The following is a 15,085-nucleotide window of genomic DNA, read 5'->3' as shown; positions in this document are numbered from 1 at the left end:
TGACTCCCGTTCACCCGGGGATGGTTGAGTAGTGCGATGACGCAGACGCACACCTCGCACTACGAGCGGACCGACGGCCGGGCGATCGAGCTGACCTACGCCGAACCCGAGAACGTCGTCCGCGGTGGGCTCGTGGTGCTGCACGAGGTCGGCGGGATCACCGACGGGGTGCGGTTGCTGATCTCGAGCCTGGCCGCGGAGGGCTGGCTGGCCGCCGCGCCGCACATCGAGGACACGCCGACGCCGGACAGCGTCCTGGCCGCCACCGACATCGCGCTGGCCTGGCTGGTCGAGCGCGGCGTGCAGGCCGACCTCCTCGGCGTCGTCGGCTTCGACCTGGGCGGCACGGCCGCGCTGCTGGTCGCCGCCAACCGGAAGCTGGGCGCGGCGGTCAGCGTCGGCGGGCACCGCGTCGCCGAGAAGCCGGGGCTGGTCGACATCGCGCGCGAGCTGGTCAGCCCGTGGCTCGGCCTGTACGGCGACGCCGGCGACGAGCTGGGCGCCGCCGAGGTCGAGAAGCTCCGCGAGGCCGCCGCCGAAGCCCGGGTGGCCACGAACGTGGTCCGCTACCCGGGCGCCAACCACCGGTTCGACGCCGACCCGAAGGCCGCCGTCGAGGCCTGGCAGCGGACTTTGAGCTGGTTCGACGCCCACTTGCGCTAATACGCTCCCGGGGTGACCACCGACGTTGCTGAGACCCCGGAAGTGTTGTGGCGGCCGGACCCGGAGCGGGTCGCCGCGAGCAGGATCCAGGCGTTCCGCGACTGGCTGCGTGCGGAGCGCGACGTGTCCCTCGACGACTACGACGAGTTGTGGCGGTTCTCCGTCGACCGGCCCGCGGAGTTCTGGGGCGCGGCGGCGGAGTTCCTCGGCATCCGCTGGCACGCCGAGCCGAGCGCGGTCCTCGGCGACACGCGCATGCCGGGCGCGCAGTGGTTCCCCGGCGGCACCCTCAACTACACCGAGCACGCCCTGACCGGCGCCGACGACGACCTCGCGGTGATCTTCCGCCGCGAGGACGGGCTGTCCGCCCGGTTGAGTTACGGCGAGCTGCGCGAGCAGGTGGCCGCGATGCGCGCGGCGCTGGTCGAGCTCGGCGTCGGCCGCGGCGACCGCGTCGTCGCGCTCGCGCCGAACTGCCCGCAGACGCTCGTCGCGTTCCTCGCCACCGCGAGCCTCGGCGCGATCTGGTCGTCCTGCTCGCCGGACTTCGGCGTCCGCGCGATCAGCGACCGGTTCACCCAGATCGAGCCGAAGGTCCTGGTCGCGATCAACGGATACGTCTACAACGGACGGTCCTTCGACGTCCGGCCGACGGTCGAGGAGCTGCGGACGCGGATCCCGTCGCTGACGGCGACCGTGCTGGTGGACTACGCCGGCGGCGGCACGGTCGACGGCGCGCTCGCCTGGGACGAGCTGCTCGCCCGGCACGCCGGCGCGGAGATGGCCTACGAGCCGGTGCCGTTCGACCACCCGCTGTGGGTGCTGTACTCGTCCGGCACCACCGGCCTGCCGAAGGGCATCGTGCAGGGGCACGGCGGGATCGTGCTGGAGCACCTCAAGGCGACGGTGCTGCAGATGGACCTCGGGCCGGGCGAGAAGTTCTTCTGGTTCACCACCACCGGCTGGATGATGTGGAACTTCCTGATCGCCGGGCTGCTCGCGCGCTCGACGATCGTGATGTTCGACGGCAGCCCCGGGCACCCCGACCTGAACACGCTGTGGCGGCTGGCGGCCGAGGAGCGGATCACGTACTTCGGCACGTCCGCGCCGTTCGTCCAGAGCTGTCTCAAGGCGAAGATCCGCCCAGCGGCTTCGTTCGACCTGTCCGCGCTGCGGGCGCTTGGATCGACCGGCGCGCCGCTGTCCGACGACGGCTTCCGCTGGATCGCCGACGAGGTCGGCCGGTCGGTGCAGATCTGCTCGGTGTCCGGCGGCACCGACCTGTGCGCAGCGTTCGTCGCGGCCGCCCCGGACGTGCCGGTGTGGCTCGGCGAGCTGTCCTGCCGGGCGCTCGGGGCCGCGGTGACGGCGTTCGACGAGGACGGCCGCGAGGTGGTCGACGAGGTCGGCGAGCTCGTGGTGACCAAGCCGATGCCGTCGATGCCGGTGTTCTTCTGGAACGACGAGGACGGGTCACGACTGCGCGAGGCCTACTTCGACATGTACCCGGGCGTGTGGCGGCACGGCGACTGGATCCGGATCACGCCGCGCGGCTCGGCGGTGATCTACGGCCGCAGCGACTCGACGCTCAACCGCGGCGGCGTCCGGATGGGCACCGCCGAGTTCTACCGCATCGTCGAGGGCTTCGACGAGATCGCCGACTCGCTCGTCATCGACACCACGCGAGCCGGGAATACCGACGGTGAGCTGCTGTGTTTCGTCGTGATGGCGCCCGGGGCGGATCTTGCCGCGGTCGAGCCGGAGCTGCGCGCCCAGTTGCGGCGCGGCCTCTCGCCGCGACACGTACCCGATCGGTTCATCGAGGTGGCGGAGGTGCCGCGGACGCTGAACGGTAAGAAGTGCGAGGTGCCGGTCAAGAAGATCCTGACCGGGGTGGCGCCGGAACGGGCGGTCAGCCGGGACGCGCTCGCCAACCCGGGGGCACTCGAACCGTTCGTCGACATGGCCAGGGGGAGTTAGGGGGCAGGGGTGTCCGGGAGGACGTTGACCGGGGAGCGGCCGGCCGTCTGGCGCGTCACGGGCGCGGCGTCGGTCGTGGCGATCACCTGGGTGACCAGGCTGGTCGGGCTGTTGGCGGTGATCTCGGTCGTCCTGCCCGCCGGGCGGCGCGGCATGCGCGGGCACGTCGCGGTGTGGCTCGGGCTGCCCCAGGAGGCGACGACGGCCGCGGCCGCCGTCGTGCTGGCCGTCGGGGTGCTGCTGATCATGCTCGCGTCCGGGCTGAAGCGGCGCAAGCGCCGGGCCTGGCAGCTCGCGCTGGCCGCCAGCGTCGTGCTGGCGGTGTCGCACCTGGGGATGCAGCACGTGTTCGGCGCCGGGGTGGTGGCGGTCGCGCTGGCCGTGACGCTGGTGCTGAACCGGCGGCACTTCGTCGCGCTGCCCGACCCGGTGACCGGGAAGTGGGTCGCGCTGCGCGTGTTCCTGCAGCTGCTGGTGGCCGGGTTCGTGATCAACGTCGCGCTGCTGTCGGTCGCGCCGTCCCGGTTCATGGCGCCGCTGTCGTTCCCGGACCGGATGGCCGAGGCGGCGCTGGCGCTGTTCGGGGTCAGCGGCCCGGCCGAGTTCCACGTCGAGTGGATGGACGACCTGACCGCCACGGTCGGGCTGCTGTTCGGGCTGGGCGCGGTGCTGCTCGCCGCGTACTTCCTGCTGCGCTCGGCCGAGCCGGCGCCGCACCTGAGCGAGGACGAGAAGGCCCGGTTGAAGGCCCTGCTGGACAAGCACGGCGCCCGCGACTCGCTCGGGTACTTCGCGCTGCGCGACGACAAGTTCGTGGTGTTCTCCAAGACCGGCAAGGCGGCCGTGACGTACCGGGTGATCGCCGGCGCGGCGATCGCGTCGGCCGATCCGCTGGGCGACAACGAGGCCTGGCCGGGCGCGATCGAGGAGTTCCTGGCCGTCTGCCGCCGGCACGGCTGGGTCCCGGCGGCGATGGGGTGCTCGGAGCTGGGCGCGACCGCGTGGGCCCGGTACGACCTGGACGTGCTGGAGATCGGCGACGAGGCGGTCGTCGACGCGGCCACGTTCACGCTCGAGGGCCGCGTGATGCGCGGGGTGCGCCAGGCGGTGGCGAAGACGAAGCGGGCCGGGTACGCGGTGCGCGTGCGGCGGTCGGAGGAGCTGGCCGAGGGCGAGCTGGCCGAGCTGGAGGCGCTGGCGGCGAAGTGGCGCGGGAGCGACACCGAGCGCGGGTTCTCGATGGCGCTGGGCCGGATGGGCGATCCCGGGTCGGTGCTGGTGACCGCCGAGCAGGACGGCGTGGTGCGGGGGCTGCTGCAGTTCGTGCCGTGGGGCGACGACGGGCTGTCGCTGGACGTGATGCGCCGTGATCGCACCGCGGACAACGGCATCAACGAGCTGATGATCTCGGAGCTGCTGCTGGCCGCGAAGGATCACGGTGTGAGGTACGTCTCGCTGAACTTCGCCGCGTTCCGGAAGCTGATGGAGCAGGGCAGGCGGATCGGGGCGGGCCCGGTGGCGCGCGCCTCGGCGAAGGTCCTGGGATGGATGTCACACTGGGTGCAGATCGAGTCGCTGTACCGGTTCAACGCCAAGTTCCAGCCGGCGTGGGTGCCCAGGTACCTGGTGTACCCGGGCGTGCGCGAGCTGCCACGGGTCGGGGTGGCCGTCTTCGAGGCCGAGGGCTTGGCCGGACGTTCCCCCAGGTTGCGGCGGTTGTTGCGGAGATGAGGGGGTCCTTTGCCGCGGCTTCGAGGGGCTGTGTACGCTATCTCAGCAGTGGTCGTGATCCGGGAGGCTTCGCCTAGTCTGGTCTATGGCGCCGCACTGCTAATGCGGTTGGGGGTAACCCCCCCTCCCGGGTTCAAATCCCGGAGCCTCCGCAAGGCACTCGGACCCCGAGTGCTAGAGTGAAAACTGAACAAGCGCCCGTAGCTCAACGGATAGAGCATCTGACTACGGATCAGAAGGTTAGGGGTTCGAATCCCTTCGGGCGCGCGTCTGGTTGAGACAGCAAGACCAAGAAACCCCCTGGTGACAGGGGGTTTCTTGCTGTTCCAGGCAGGACAGGCCTGGGGGTGGTTGGGAGGCGGGTCGCCAATTAATCGCCAGTTTTCCCCAGGGGCAGTGCCCCGAGGGCGTCCGCGGTAGCCCGCGACTTCTGTCCGCGCCCCATGTACACGTTCATCGTCATGGACGGGTGAGCGTGCCCCAAGAGGTCGGCAATCTGGCGAGCCGTCAGACCCGCTTCATCGAGGAGCGTGGCGACCGTCTTCCGCAGGGTCTTGAAGGTGACCCACTCGTAGCCGGCGCGTCGCCGGAACGGCAGCCAGTGCCTGTTGGTCAGGTTCTGGAAGTTGAGGTAGCCGCCCCGGCTGTTCGGGTAGATCGGCCCAGTTGGGTTCGGCACGCCTAGCCGTTCTCGACGGTCGATCAACATGGTGACGTACCACTCAGGCAGCGGGATCGGGCGCACCGCATTCTCGGTCTTGCCGTCGTTTCGCAGCGTGCCCTTGCCCCGAACCTGGACGAGGCCGCCCGTGACGTGGAGCACGCGTTCCTCTTCATCGAAGTCCGGCCAGTCGGCCGCCAGCATCTCACCGCGACGCTCACCGGTAGCGATGAAGCCGCGTACGAGGTCCGGGAGGTCCGCCTTTCGTGCTTCCTCGTCGGCGTCGAGCTTTGCGAGGAAGTCCACCAGCTCGTCTCCGCTGAGGGCGCGCGACTTCGTCTTCTTGGTCTTGGCCCTGCGCTCGGTCAGCGGAGCAATCTCCCGGGTCGGGTTCCGCTCGATCGCGCCCGCCTGCACGGCGAAGGTCATGACGTTGCTGATCACTGCCTTGGTGTGCTTAGCGAGGCTCAAGCTGTGAGCCTTGAGCTTGGCCTGACACAACGCGTTGATCACCGGAGTCTTGACCTCGAACAGCCGGAGGTTGCCCAGCCGCGGGAGCACATGGTTGCGCAGATGATCACTGTAGGTGTCCACGGACGTGAGGGCGTAGATGCCGTTTTCGGCGTCCTTCCGGTACTCGTCGAGCCATTGTTTGGCGGCCTCGTTGAACCGGCTGAACGCTGTCAGGTCGGCTCCCGGAGCGTGCGACACGAAGTCCTTCATCGCATCGCGGACTGCTTGCTTGGCCTTCTCCTTCGTGCCGGCGCGACGTCGGACGTCCGAGTAGATGCCGTCCTCGTGGCGGTAGCGGCAGCGAGCTTCCCACGACTTGCCCACCTGCTTGACCTTGATCTCCCCGTGGCTGCCCGGGGATAGCGGGAGACGGCCCATCACGCGGCTCCCTGCTGCTCGATCCAGGCGTCCACGTCCTCCTGCCGGTAGCGGACGTACTTGCCCATGCGGATGCCGTCCGGGCCGTAGCCCTTGCTGCGCCACTGGTAGAGGGTGCCTTTGGGGATACCGAGGTAGTCGGACAAGTCCTCGATGGACAGGAGCTTGCGGGTCATGGCTGGTCCTCCTTTTTGGTGGTTCGGTTGGTTCGTTTGCGCTGGTAGATGGCTTCGGCGAGCTCACGTTCGGCGTCGTCGGCGTGGCCGTTGCCGGTGTAGTTCCAGTGGTTGACCACGACGACGGAGCCGGGTTCGACGCCGAGGGCGTCGAGGGCGGCGTGGTGCTGGAAGGTGCGGCGGTCGCCGCGGAGCTGGGTGAAGGTGAGGGAGTAGCGCTGGCTTTTGGTGAGGAAGTGGCCGCGGAAGCCGAGCATGTGTGCCCAGCGGCGCAGGAACGCGAGGTCGTCGTTACCGCCGAGCTGCCAGGCCGCGCGGATCATGCGTTTGTGGTGCGGGTGCACGTCGAGGTGTTCGATGTGGCGTTCGGAGTGCACCCGCCGGTCGGGGGTTTCGCTGGTGGAGGTGCCTTTGGTGGCGTACTTGGCGATGTAGCCGGCCAGCGCCTGATCGCTGAGGTTGCCGTGCCCGTCCTCGACCTCGCCGGGCCGGTGGATCGCCCGGACGTCGAGTTGCTGGCCCCAGGTGAACCTGTGCTCCGCGGTGGCCCCGTCGAGGTCGAGGGTCTTGCTGACCTGCGCGGTCTGCGCGGCAGCGCGGACGGCGTGGTCGAGCAGGTCGGTGTCGGCCCAGTCCGGGGCCGGGTCGTGCGGTCCCTCGGGGCCGTCGAGGCGGATGACGGCGTGGAAGTGGACGAGCCCGCGGCGCTGGTATTCGGCGACCTTGGCGTAGGACAGCCGAGCGTGCCGAGGGAAGTCTTTGACTCGGATGCCGGCGGCGGTGGCGAGTTCGCGGCGCAGCCGGATGGTGAAGCGGTGCCACAGTTCCCCGGCGTGGCCCTGCCAGAGCACCGCGCCGCGGTAGTCGTAGGCGTCGGGGTCGATCGCGGTGCCCAGGCGCGGGTCGTCGGGGTGGTGGAAGGTGCCGCACGAGCACGGCCGCGGCTTGCCGTGCCGGGTTGTCGGCCGGGTGTGCACCGCGCCGAAGCTCGGGGCGGTCAGGGTGACGAACAGGCGCGGCTTGTCGGCCACGTCGGCCGGGATGGTCTTGCCTCCGGCGACTCCGGCGCGGATGAGCTGGAAGGCGTCTCCGGCGTAGCGGTCGGAGCAGGCCGGGCAGACCGAGGCGCGGCGGTTGCCGCACGGGGCGTAGATCGTTCCGGCGTTCCGGTCCAGGACAGCGCCGGTCTTCCGGTCGATCAGCTTGCGGAAGCCGGAGAGGTGGACGGGTTTGAGGCATCCGCCGGTGGCCTCGACCCGTGCCCGCCAGCGCCGGTAGTCGGGGGCGGTGAGCCGCTGCTGGATGCGGGCGGCGAGGTCAAGGTTGAGGGATGCATGGGGCATGGGCAGCCTCCAGAGGTTGTCCAGACGCGAGAAAGGGCGGGCCAGCGCGGCGGTTGGTGCCGGTGGCCCGCCCTTCGTGGTGCGTGGCGCGGTTAGCGCCGAGCGGGTGGGGTAGTGATCTTGTGGCTTTCGGGGGCCAAACAGCGTGCCCCCGGAAGCCCCCGGTCATGTGGTGACGGGGTGGTGGTTGACGCGGGTGTTCAGCTCGTCGAGCAGGGCGGTGAGCATTGCGTCGGGCAGTCTCACCGCGGTGGACAGCTCGTCGGCGGTGACGGGGCGTCCCGCGGCGTGGGCGGTCTCGGTGGTGCGAGTGACGGTGTCCCGGACTCCGGCCGGCAATTTCGCCAGCGTTGATCCGCGCACCGGTGCAGGTGTCGAGGACGGAGCTGCTTCCGCGGGTTTGACTGGTGCGGGCGTCGCCTGGGGCTCAGGCGCGGCGTCGGCGGGTGCGCGACGCATGAGGAGCTTCACCACCACCAGGAAGCCCAGAGCGGGCATCGCCGCGAGCAGCCAGCCACCCGGGGTCGGTTCGGCCAGGGCGACCTGGGCGGTCATCTGAATCCCGAACCCGGCTACCAGGACGACCATCGGGAAGGTGAGGAACCGGGTGTTGCCGCGTTGGTGGTCACGGCGGACCTCGAACCCGGCGACGATGGCGATGCCCTCGATGACCACGGCGTCGGCCCAGGCGAGCCAGCCGGTTTGTCCGTGATGGACGGCCCAGTCGTGGGTGTGGGTGAACCCGGCCGCCGCGCCGATTCCGCCCAGCACCACGGTGACCAGCACCCGCACCACCTCCACCAGCCGAGTGCCGGTCACCTTGAGGGCGTCCACCTTGGACACGGCTTTCTCCTTCCGTCAGTAGGGTTTGAGCGCGGACCAGCGGGAGAGCAGGTTCCGTCCCTGCCGGGTGAGCCGCAGCGGGGACACCGGACGCCGGACGACACCGTGCAGGCAGGAGACCGTGGCGCGGGCGGGACAACGTTCGACGTAGCGGCCCTGCATGAGCGCGTGCACGGTGTCTTCGTCAGTGGCGATGCGCACCCGGTCGGTGTCCTCGAACAGCACGACCCGGTCGGAGTCGTCCAGCAGCCCATACCGGCCGTCCTGCACCTCCGCCAGCACGTCCTGAGCCAACGCCGGGCTGATGACCGCCTTCGAGCGCTTACGCGGCCGCGGTGGCGGACACTGCCGGGAGGGAGCAGGCGTGCCAGCAGCGGGAGCGCTGAACAGCCCGAACTCGTCCTCCATCACGGCCTCCGGTCCGGTCGACCGGTAAGCCATTCGTTGACCTCGTGCCGGTAGCCGGTGCCGTGTGCCCGCCACTCCCGGTACAGCCCGACCGTGATCACGGCCCAGGTCACGAGCGTGGCGGCGGCAGCGAGGGCGAAGCCCCAGAAGCTGTGGATCACCGCCCGCTCGATCAGCAGGGCGAGGAAGGCGAGGCCGGTCATTTTGGTCCAGGACCACACGAACCGCAGGGTCAGCATCAGGCCACCACCCGCAGCCCAGCACCGCGCCATCCGGCCCGCACGAACTCGACCAGCTCGTCCAGCTCGCGGTCGTCGACGTAGGCAGCGCGCACGCGCATGGGGACGCGGGAGCGCTGCCGGATGACGTAGCCGATCCCCGACGTTTCCGGGGCGTTCGGGATCTCATCGGCCAGCGCACCGCGAAGGCGGGCGTTCTCGCCGAGCACCATGTCCACGTGTGCCGCGGACGTGACCCGCAGGCACACTCGGGTGGTGAACAGGTCCCGCACCGGCACGGTGTCCTTAGTGGGTTCCTGCACCAGTCCGACCATCGAGTGCCCGGTTGCACGGCCCTGAGAGCCGACAAGGGCGAGTTGCCGTTTCAGGCCGCGGGCGGCGGAGGCGTCGCCGTAGGCGAGCAGTGCGCCCATCTCGTCGAGGATCAGCACGTTCAGTGGCGTGACCGAGGAGGGGGTGATCTTGCGCTTGCCCTGGTCGGCCAGGCCGCGTTGGGTGGCCTGCATGTCGGCCACGTACTCCTCGACCAGCTCCGCGCAGTCGCCCTCCTCGCAGGCGTAGCGGTACGCGATGCCGGCGAGCTTGGCGAACTCCATCTGCTTGGAGTCGCAGATCCACAGCCTGACCGCGCCGTCCCGGATCAACGGTGCCAGTCCGCGGAGCAGAGCGTTGACCACCGAGTTCTTGCCCGCTCCGGTCGCGCCCGCGACGAACAGGTGCTGCCCCAGCGCGGACAACCGCCAGTCGCCGCCGTACTCGGTCTCGCCGACGTAGAGGTTGGTCAGCTCGATCGCGTCGGAGTCGTAGACCATCTCCGGGGCCTCGATGACCTCGGTGAACGGCTCGGACCGCTCGACGACCAGGGCGATCACCCGGGGCTTGACCCGCTCGATGGCGATCCGCTCGACCTTGAGGGCTTCGGTCAGCTCGGGGAGCTTGGCCTCGAACTGCCGGAGATGCTGCCCGGGGTGGAGTTTGACGTAGAGGGTGTCGACGCTCGGGGAGTAGGAGCGAATGCGCAGCAGGCGGGGGACGTGCAGTTCGCCGGTTTTGCGGTTGGTGGTGAACAGGTCGCAGGCGATCAGGGCGTTGCGCCAGCGCGGCCCCAGGTAGGTGATCCAGCGGCGACGCCACGCCCGGATCCGTGGTGCGGCGAACCGATCGAAGGTGTCCGGATGCGCTCGGTACCAGGCACCCAGGCTCGCTGCGGTGCCGCCGAGGATGCCGCCGGTGGTGATCCAGCCCAGTTCGAGCCCGGCGGTAGTGACGGCAGCGGGAGCGAGGATGCTGCCGGGGTGTCGGCCGAGCCAGGCGGCGGCCTTGACCTCTGCGCCCTTGGTGCGCTTGGAGAATTCCGAAGCCATGGTGTTCCTTCCGAGAAACGAAAGGACCGGCCCGCCACCCGTGTCGAGGTGGTCAGGCCGGTCCTGAGGCGGTTGCTGTTCGGTCAGTCCTTGATTGCGGAGCGGGAGTCGGAGAGCGAGACGGTCAGCTTGGCGACGGCTTTGGCCATGCGGTCGTGGTGACCCTTGAAGCCCTCCCGCCGCACCGGAATACCCTTGATCGCCTGCCGGAGCTGCCGCATCGCGGCGTCCACCTCATCCAGCGCCCGGTCCACCTGATGCCCTGCCATTGCTCAGACCCTCCAATCGCGCGAGACCAGCTCGGTCTCGTACTTCTTGGCCACCGTCCGCAGGCGCTCCAGCTCATCGGTGGCTTGAGTGCGGTAGCCCTTGAGTTCGTCCTGAGTAGCGACGGTCCAACCGGACCCAGCGTGCTTGTCGTCGACCTTCTCGATCAGGCCGGTCAGGCCCTCCAGTGCTTCCAGCACCAGGTCCATCGCGACCACGAAGTTGCCGTAGCGTTCCCGAGCGCGCCGGTTGATCGCGTCGATTTGCATCAGTTCCCCTTTCCTGCCGCATACTCCGCTGCCGAGGTCAGGTCAGCCACGAGGAATCGCACCGCGTTGCCTACCGTCACCCGCGTTTCCTGGTCCGGCCGACTCGCCGCGAACTTTTCATACGCTGCGGTCGCCGCTCTGATGATGTCCTGAATCTCGCGTACCAACGTGTTTCCCTCCTAGGTCTGTTACCCCTGCCAGTCCTGCTGGCGGTCTACGCCGATTTCCCGTTCCCAGTTCCCCGCGAGTTTCCACATCGGATTCCTCGGCGGCGGGTCGATTACGTAGATCTCGACCAGCAGCATCGCCGTAATTGCTGCGTTCCGATCGAACGTCCGTCCCGGGAGCCAGGTGACCACCCAGCCGTCCGGCCCGTTGACCGCGTGATGCTCGGTCACCGTGCTCGCGATCCGGTCCGAATCGACCTTCAGGCTCATGAAATTCCTCCCCTCAGGAATTCCGCTTCGGTCCATGGGGGTTGAAGGTGGACAGTCCGCCCGGGCGCTCGTCGTCGCCGTGCCGGTAATCACCGTCAATCCAGTCCCGATTGCACATATGCGGTACCCCAATCCGTTCTGTGGTAGAACCCCAAGACCCCCGGAAACAATGCCGGGAGCCAAGGCGCGCCACCACAAAGGGCGCGAATTTTGGCATGGATCGGCCCACTGTGTAATTCTCAAACAGCAGATAAGTGCCCTTGCCCGACTCGAACGGGCGGCTAACCAGGAATAGGAAGGGCTACCCGGACACGCGGTCCGATCAGGCGGCGGGCTTGAGACCCATGGCGGCGAACGCCATGCCCGAAACCGTCTCGCCCCGGTCGTTGCGGAAGGAGTACGGCGACACCCGGGCGTCGATCAGCTCGACCAGCTGACCCTCCTCGAACCCCTCGCCGGGGTCGGTCTCCAGGGTCACCCGGATCTCCTCGCCCTTCGCGCCGTCCGACTTCGCGAACAGCGACACGACATAGCGGGTCACGCCGTCCACGGTGACGACCTCCTCGCGGCCGTCCTTGTCCTTCCGCGTCTTCATCGTCGGGGCTTCGGCGATCCGGAGCCGGTAGCCGCCGAGGTTCACGGGGATGTTCCTCATCTATCCACTCCTGTCTTGTGACGTTATATGTCGTACTAGAACTAAGGTAGCACAGTGCTAGGACAGTGCTATGGTCCGTTCGGGTGAACTAGCGCGTCATATGGCGTCTCGGTACAGTTGATGCATGAAGCAGCCGCAGCAGGTGACGGGGCACCCCTACCAGGCAGTGGCTGCGTCTATCGCGGCCAAGATCGACGCTGGCGAGTTGAAGCCGGGGGAGAAGCTGCCCTCAGTGCGCGCACTTGCTCGCGATCGTGGGGTTTCGCCTATGACGGCCCAGAAGGCCCTGACTCAGCTCGCCGAGGATGGCTACGCCGAAGTCACTGCCGGCCTCGGCTACTTCGTGACCCAGCCCGGCGAGTCGCATGACGACCCCCTCGCTGCCATCCACCGGCAGATCGACGCTCTGAACGCGACTGTCGCCGACCTGGCTCAGCGTCTTGAGCGGCTGGAAGAGCAGTCCGGCTGACGCTCGCTCGGCGCTCCGCGGCTTCCAGTCGCACGACCCGCTGACGCACCTCGTTGAGTTCAGCAGTCAGCGCCCGGAGGCGACCGGCGATCCGCCGGAGTTGAGCTTCGGATAATCCGTGGGGCGCGCCGGATGCACCCCGCTGCTCTCGCGGTGCCGCCATGTCGGCTGCATCTCCCGTCTGACCCGGTTCTGTCCAACCCGTGTTGTTCATGGCTCAAATGAAACCCGCGGCGGCCGGGAGCACGGCAGTGAGCACAGGGGGAGCACGGGAGCAAATGGGGGAGCACTTGAGCGCAGAGAGATGCGCAAGGGCGCGTCCAGGCGCAACTCATTGTGCTTCACTGGTCGCAGGGAGGTGACGATGGCGGCAGGGAAGAGGGAGCCAAACAGGCGTCTAGCAGCAGTGATGCAGGAAGCGGGCATGAGCAACAAGGGGCTCGCCCGCCGCATCGTCGAGGCAACAGCCGCCTGGAAGGAGCCACTGCGCGCCGACCACAACGACGTCCGCAAGTGGCTTGACGGCATGGTGCCGAGGGACCCGAAGCCTCGCGTCATCGCGCAGGTGCTGTCGGCGAAACTCGGCCGGCCCGTCAGCCTGGATGACATCGGGTTGGGGGCGGCGGACGCGTCCGAGGACGACGCCCTTGTAAACGACGGGTTGGCGTACCAGGCCGAACCATCTCAAGCCGTCGCTCTACTGCGTCAACTCACCGATGCGGACCTCAGCGACCGTAGGCGAGTCGTCAACGCGACATGGCGGGAGGACGTCGCTCCGCAGATCATCACGGGGTACATGTTCTCTGCGCCCGTTGTGCTCACCCCCGGGGATGACGGGCCGTTGCGTGGGGCCGCAGCCGCCGAGCGCATCCGCCGGACGACGGCGCACCTCATGGACATGGACTTCCAGTTCGGCGGTGGCCACACCCGGCGCATGCTCATCCAGTTCTTCCGAGACCAGGTTGTGCCGCTGCTTCGCAAGCACCACCCAGAGCCGGTCCGACGCGAGATCTTCAGTGCCGCAGCAGAGGTCGCACAGTTGCTCGGCTGGAGCGCCTACGACGCCGGTCGACACGGGGTCGCCATGCGGTACTTCACCCAGGGACTCAAGCTCGCGCGCGAGGCCGACGACCACATGCTTGGGGCGCGGATGCTGTCGAGTCTGTCCCATCAGGCGAACTACCTCGGTCGGTTCAACGATGCTGTCAGCTTCGCCAGAGCGGCCCAGACCGCGACGCTTGGCCGAGCGACAAGCACGGTCTCCTCGATGTTCTTGGCAATGGAGGCGCGAGCGCTCGCGAGTCTTGGCGACAAGCGCGGGACGGCTACCGCGCTGCACCGTGCCGAGCAAGCCTTCGAGACCCGAGATCCGTCCGTTGAACCAGAATGGATCAACTATTTCGACGCGCTGGAGCTGGCAGGGGAGGCGTCCCACTGCTTCATGGACCTTGGCGATGGCAACAGGACGAAACTCTTCACTGCTCAGGCCATCGACCCGGTCCTCACACCGCCGCGGACTCGTGCGTTCATCCAGATGGTTTCCGCGGCAGGCTCACTGGCCAACGGGGAACCGCACGAGGCCGTAGCGCTTGCGACTGAGGCGGTCGAGCTGGCAGACGGCCTGCAGTCCATGCGGTACTTGCGTTACCTCACTGACTTCTGCAAGGCGCTCCACGAGCTCAAGGCCGACCGGGAGCTGTCGCAGAACTTCACCAGCCTGTTGCGGTCGCGGTACCCGAAGCTTGCCATCCCGCCGGTCGCGGCGTGACCGGGTTCAGAACGGCCGCCAGCGAGCGTTCGCCTCACCAGTGCGGATAGTGCGCATGCGCGTGTCGAACTCCGCCTTGATCTCCGGCGAGTGGTCGACGTTCTGCATGATCCACGTCGTCATCTTGATCTCGTGGGTTGCTCGCAGCGTCGGGAAGCCTTCCCAGTTCCGGATGTCGTAGCCGTAGGAACGGGCGAAGTCGTTGTACTGCTTGTCCGTCCACCACCCAGCGGTGACGTACTCAGTCGCGGTCATCGAAAGATCCCACTCCGGCTGTCCCCAGGAGAAGTTCTCGAAGTCGATGAGCAGCGGCCCCGAATCGGTGATCATCAGGTTCTTGATGTGAGCGTCGCCGTGGATTGCGCACTCGTCCAGCGGAAAGCTCAGCCGCGCAACCTCGTTCTCCAGCTCCTCACACCGCTCCAGCAGCAACTGTTTGTCGTCGTCCGAGACGGGTGAGGACGCAACTCGCGGCCGGATTCGAGCGAGGATGTCTGTGCGTGGCAGCGTGAACGTCGTAGGAGACGGCAGCCGGTGAAGTTCCCGAAGCTCGCGGCCAAGAAGCGCGACGTCGTCCGGCATCGCGACCTCGCCGGGGATGAACTCCCAGAACGTGACCGGGTGGCCCCCTGCCGCGCGCGGTTGATCGGCCGGCCTCGACAGTCGACCCGAGGCGAACCCCTGGTCGGCGAGCCAGCGTGCTACCGCGACCTCCTTTTCAACGTTCGGCCAGTAGTCCATGGTCCGCGCGATCCGCACCACGATGGGGGCTGAGGCGAGCTTGTAGAGGGCGTTCTCGCCCAGACGCATCAGCGTTGCGCCCTTGGGGTCCAGGCCTGCGTCACGACAAGCACTGTCGAGCACAGCGCGAGTGGAGTCGGCGGTGAACGCTGGCGCGGTGTCCGTCATCAAGCCTCCCGT

At 68.3% G+C, this 15,085-nt stretch carries 17 protein-coding genes and 2 tRNA genes; 7 read left to right on the top strand and 12 right to left on the bottom strand.

Annotated features, from left to right (window positions below; genetic code table 11):
• The first annotated feature begins 36 nt into the window (after positions 1–36).
• The 5 genes from L2C96_RS26980 (at position 37) to L2C96_RS26960 (ending at position 4,641) form a co-directional block, all read left to right on the top strand.
• The gene (locus L2C96_RS26980) at positions 37–663 is read left to right on the top strand and encodes a dienelactone hydrolase family protein (protein WP_237338242.1); all 627 of its coding nucleotides are present in this window, start codon (positions 37–39) and stop codon (positions 661–663) included.
• A gap of 12 nt (positions 664–675) precedes the next feature.
• Entirely contained in the window at positions 676–2,643 is a 1,968-nt protein-coding gene (locus L2C96_RS26975; RefSeq protein WP_237338241.1) for an acetoacetate--CoA ligase, read from the top strand.
• Positions 2,644–2,667: 24 nt separating this feature from the next.
• Complete coding sequence (locus L2C96_RS26970) at positions 2,668–4,374, top strand: phosphatidylglycerol lysyltransferase domain-containing protein (protein ID WP_237338240.1); 1,707 nt, start codon at positions 2,668–2,670, stop codon at positions 4,372–4,374.
• Between the two features lie 62 nt (positions 4,375–4,436).
• Positions 4,437–4,526, top strand: a tRNA-Ser gene (locus L2C96_RS26965).
• 42 nt (positions 4,527–4,568) lie between these two features.
• Positions 4,569–4,641: transfer RNA gene (locus L2C96_RS26960), tRNA-Arg, on the top strand.
• Between the two features lie 103 nt (positions 4,642–4,744).
• Here the strand turns inward: L2C96_RS26960 and L2C96_RS26955 are convergent.
• The 11 genes from L2C96_RS26955 to L2C96_RS26905 all read right to left on the bottom strand — a co-directional run bounded on the left by L2C96_RS26955 (position 4,745) and on the right by L2C96_RS26905 (position 11,927).
• The gene (locus L2C96_RS26955) at positions 4,745–5,926 is read right to left on the bottom strand and encodes a tyrosine-type recombinase/integrase (protein WP_237338239.1); all 1,182 of its coding nucleotides are present in this window, start codon (positions 5,924–5,926) and stop codon (positions 4,745–4,747) included.
• A complete protein-coding gene (locus L2C96_RS26950) occupies positions 5,926–6,102 on the bottom strand; it encodes a helix-turn-helix transcriptional regulator (protein ID WP_020416502.1) in 177 nt (58 codons plus the stop codon). The genes L2C96_RS26955 and L2C96_RS26950 overlap by 1 nt, the downstream gene beginning before the upstream one ends.
• On the bottom strand, positions 6,099–7,445 hold the full coding sequence (locus L2C96_RS26945; RefSeq protein ID WP_237338238.1) for a replication initiator: 1,347 nt from the start codon (positions 7,443–7,445) through the stop codon (positions 6,099–6,101). Before L2C96_RS26945 ends, L2C96_RS26950 begins: the two co-directional genes overlap by 4 nt.
• Positions 7,446–7,610: 165 nt before the next feature.
• Complete coding sequence (locus L2C96_RS26940; protein ID WP_237338237.1) at positions 7,611–8,288, bottom strand: DUF2637 domain-containing protein; 678 nt, start codon at positions 8,286–8,288, stop codon at positions 7,611–7,613.
• 15 nt (positions 8,289–8,303) lie between these two features.
• On the bottom strand, positions 8,304–8,729 hold the full coding sequence (locus tag L2C96_RS26935; protein ID WP_237338236.1) for a hypothetical protein: 426 nt from the start codon (positions 8,727–8,729) through the stop codon (positions 8,304–8,306).
• Complete coding sequence (locus L2C96_RS26930; RefSeq protein WP_027932937.1) at positions 8,696–8,935, bottom strand: hypothetical protein; 240 nt, start codon at positions 8,933–8,935, stop codon at positions 8,696–8,698. The genes L2C96_RS26935 and L2C96_RS26930 overlap by 34 nt, the downstream gene beginning before the upstream one ends.
• Positions 8,935–10,299: an FtsK/SpoIIIE domain-containing protein gene (locus tag L2C96_RS26925; protein ID WP_237338235.1), complete on the bottom strand. Its 1,365-nt coding sequence runs from the start codon at positions 10,297–10,299 to the stop codon at positions 8,935–8,937. Before L2C96_RS26925 ends, L2C96_RS26930 begins: the two co-directional genes overlap by 1 nt.
• 83 nt (positions 10,300–10,382) lie before the next feature.
• On the bottom strand, positions 10,383–10,568 hold the full coding sequence (locus L2C96_RS26920) for a hypothetical protein (RefSeq protein ID WP_237338234.1): 186 nt from the start codon (positions 10,566–10,568) through the stop codon (positions 10,383–10,385).
• 3 nt (positions 10,569–10,571) lie between these two features.
• Complete coding sequence (locus L2C96_RS26915; protein ID WP_027932934.1) at positions 10,572–10,835, bottom strand: hypothetical protein; 264 nt, start codon at positions 10,833–10,835, stop codon at positions 10,572–10,574.
• A 188-nt stretch (positions 10,836–11,023) separates the two neighbouring features.
• Positions 11,024–11,272, bottom strand: a complete 249-nt coding sequence (locus L2C96_RS26910; protein WP_237338233.1) for a hypothetical protein — start codon at positions 11,270–11,272, stop codon at positions 11,024–11,026.
• Positions 11,273–11,594: 322 nt separating this feature from the next.
• Positions 11,595–11,927, bottom strand: coding sequence for a hypothetical protein (locus L2C96_RS26905; RefSeq protein WP_237338232.1), 333 nt, complete (start codon positions 11,925–11,927; stop codon positions 11,595–11,597).
• 124 nt (positions 11,928–12,051) lie between these two features.
• On the opposite strand from L2C96_RS26905, the gene L2C96_RS26900 reads away from it, so the two are divergent.
• Together L2C96_RS26900 and L2C96_RS26895 are read left to right on the top strand one after the other, a co-directional pair.
• A complete protein-coding gene (locus tag L2C96_RS26900) occupies positions 12,052–12,396 on the top strand; it encodes a GntR family transcriptional regulator (RefSeq protein WP_027935631.1) in 345 nt (114 codons plus the stop codon).
• 364 nt (positions 12,397–12,760) lie between these two features.
• A complete protein-coding gene (locus L2C96_RS26895; protein WP_486303669.1) occupies positions 12,761–14,164 on the top strand; it encodes an NsdA family TPR-like regulatory protein in 1,404 nt (467 codons plus the stop codon).
• 6 nt (positions 14,165–14,170) lie between these two features.
• Here L2C96_RS26895 and L2C96_RS26890 read toward each other — a convergent pair whose 3' ends face one another.
• Positions 14,171–15,073, bottom strand: coding sequence for an aminoglycoside phosphotransferase family protein (locus tag L2C96_RS26890; RefSeq protein WP_237338230.1), 903 nt, complete (start codon positions 15,071–15,073; stop codon positions 14,171–14,173).
• Positions 15,074–15,085: the final 12 nt, after the last annotated feature.

The organism is Amycolatopsis tucumanensis (genome assembly GCF_021654135.1).
Classification (GTDB): domain Bacteria; phylum Actinomycetota; class Actinomycetes; order Mycobacteriales; family Pseudonocardiaceae; genus Amycolatopsis_E; species Amycolatopsis_E tucumanensis.
This window is presented reverse-complemented; position numbering and strand designations above follow the sequence as displayed.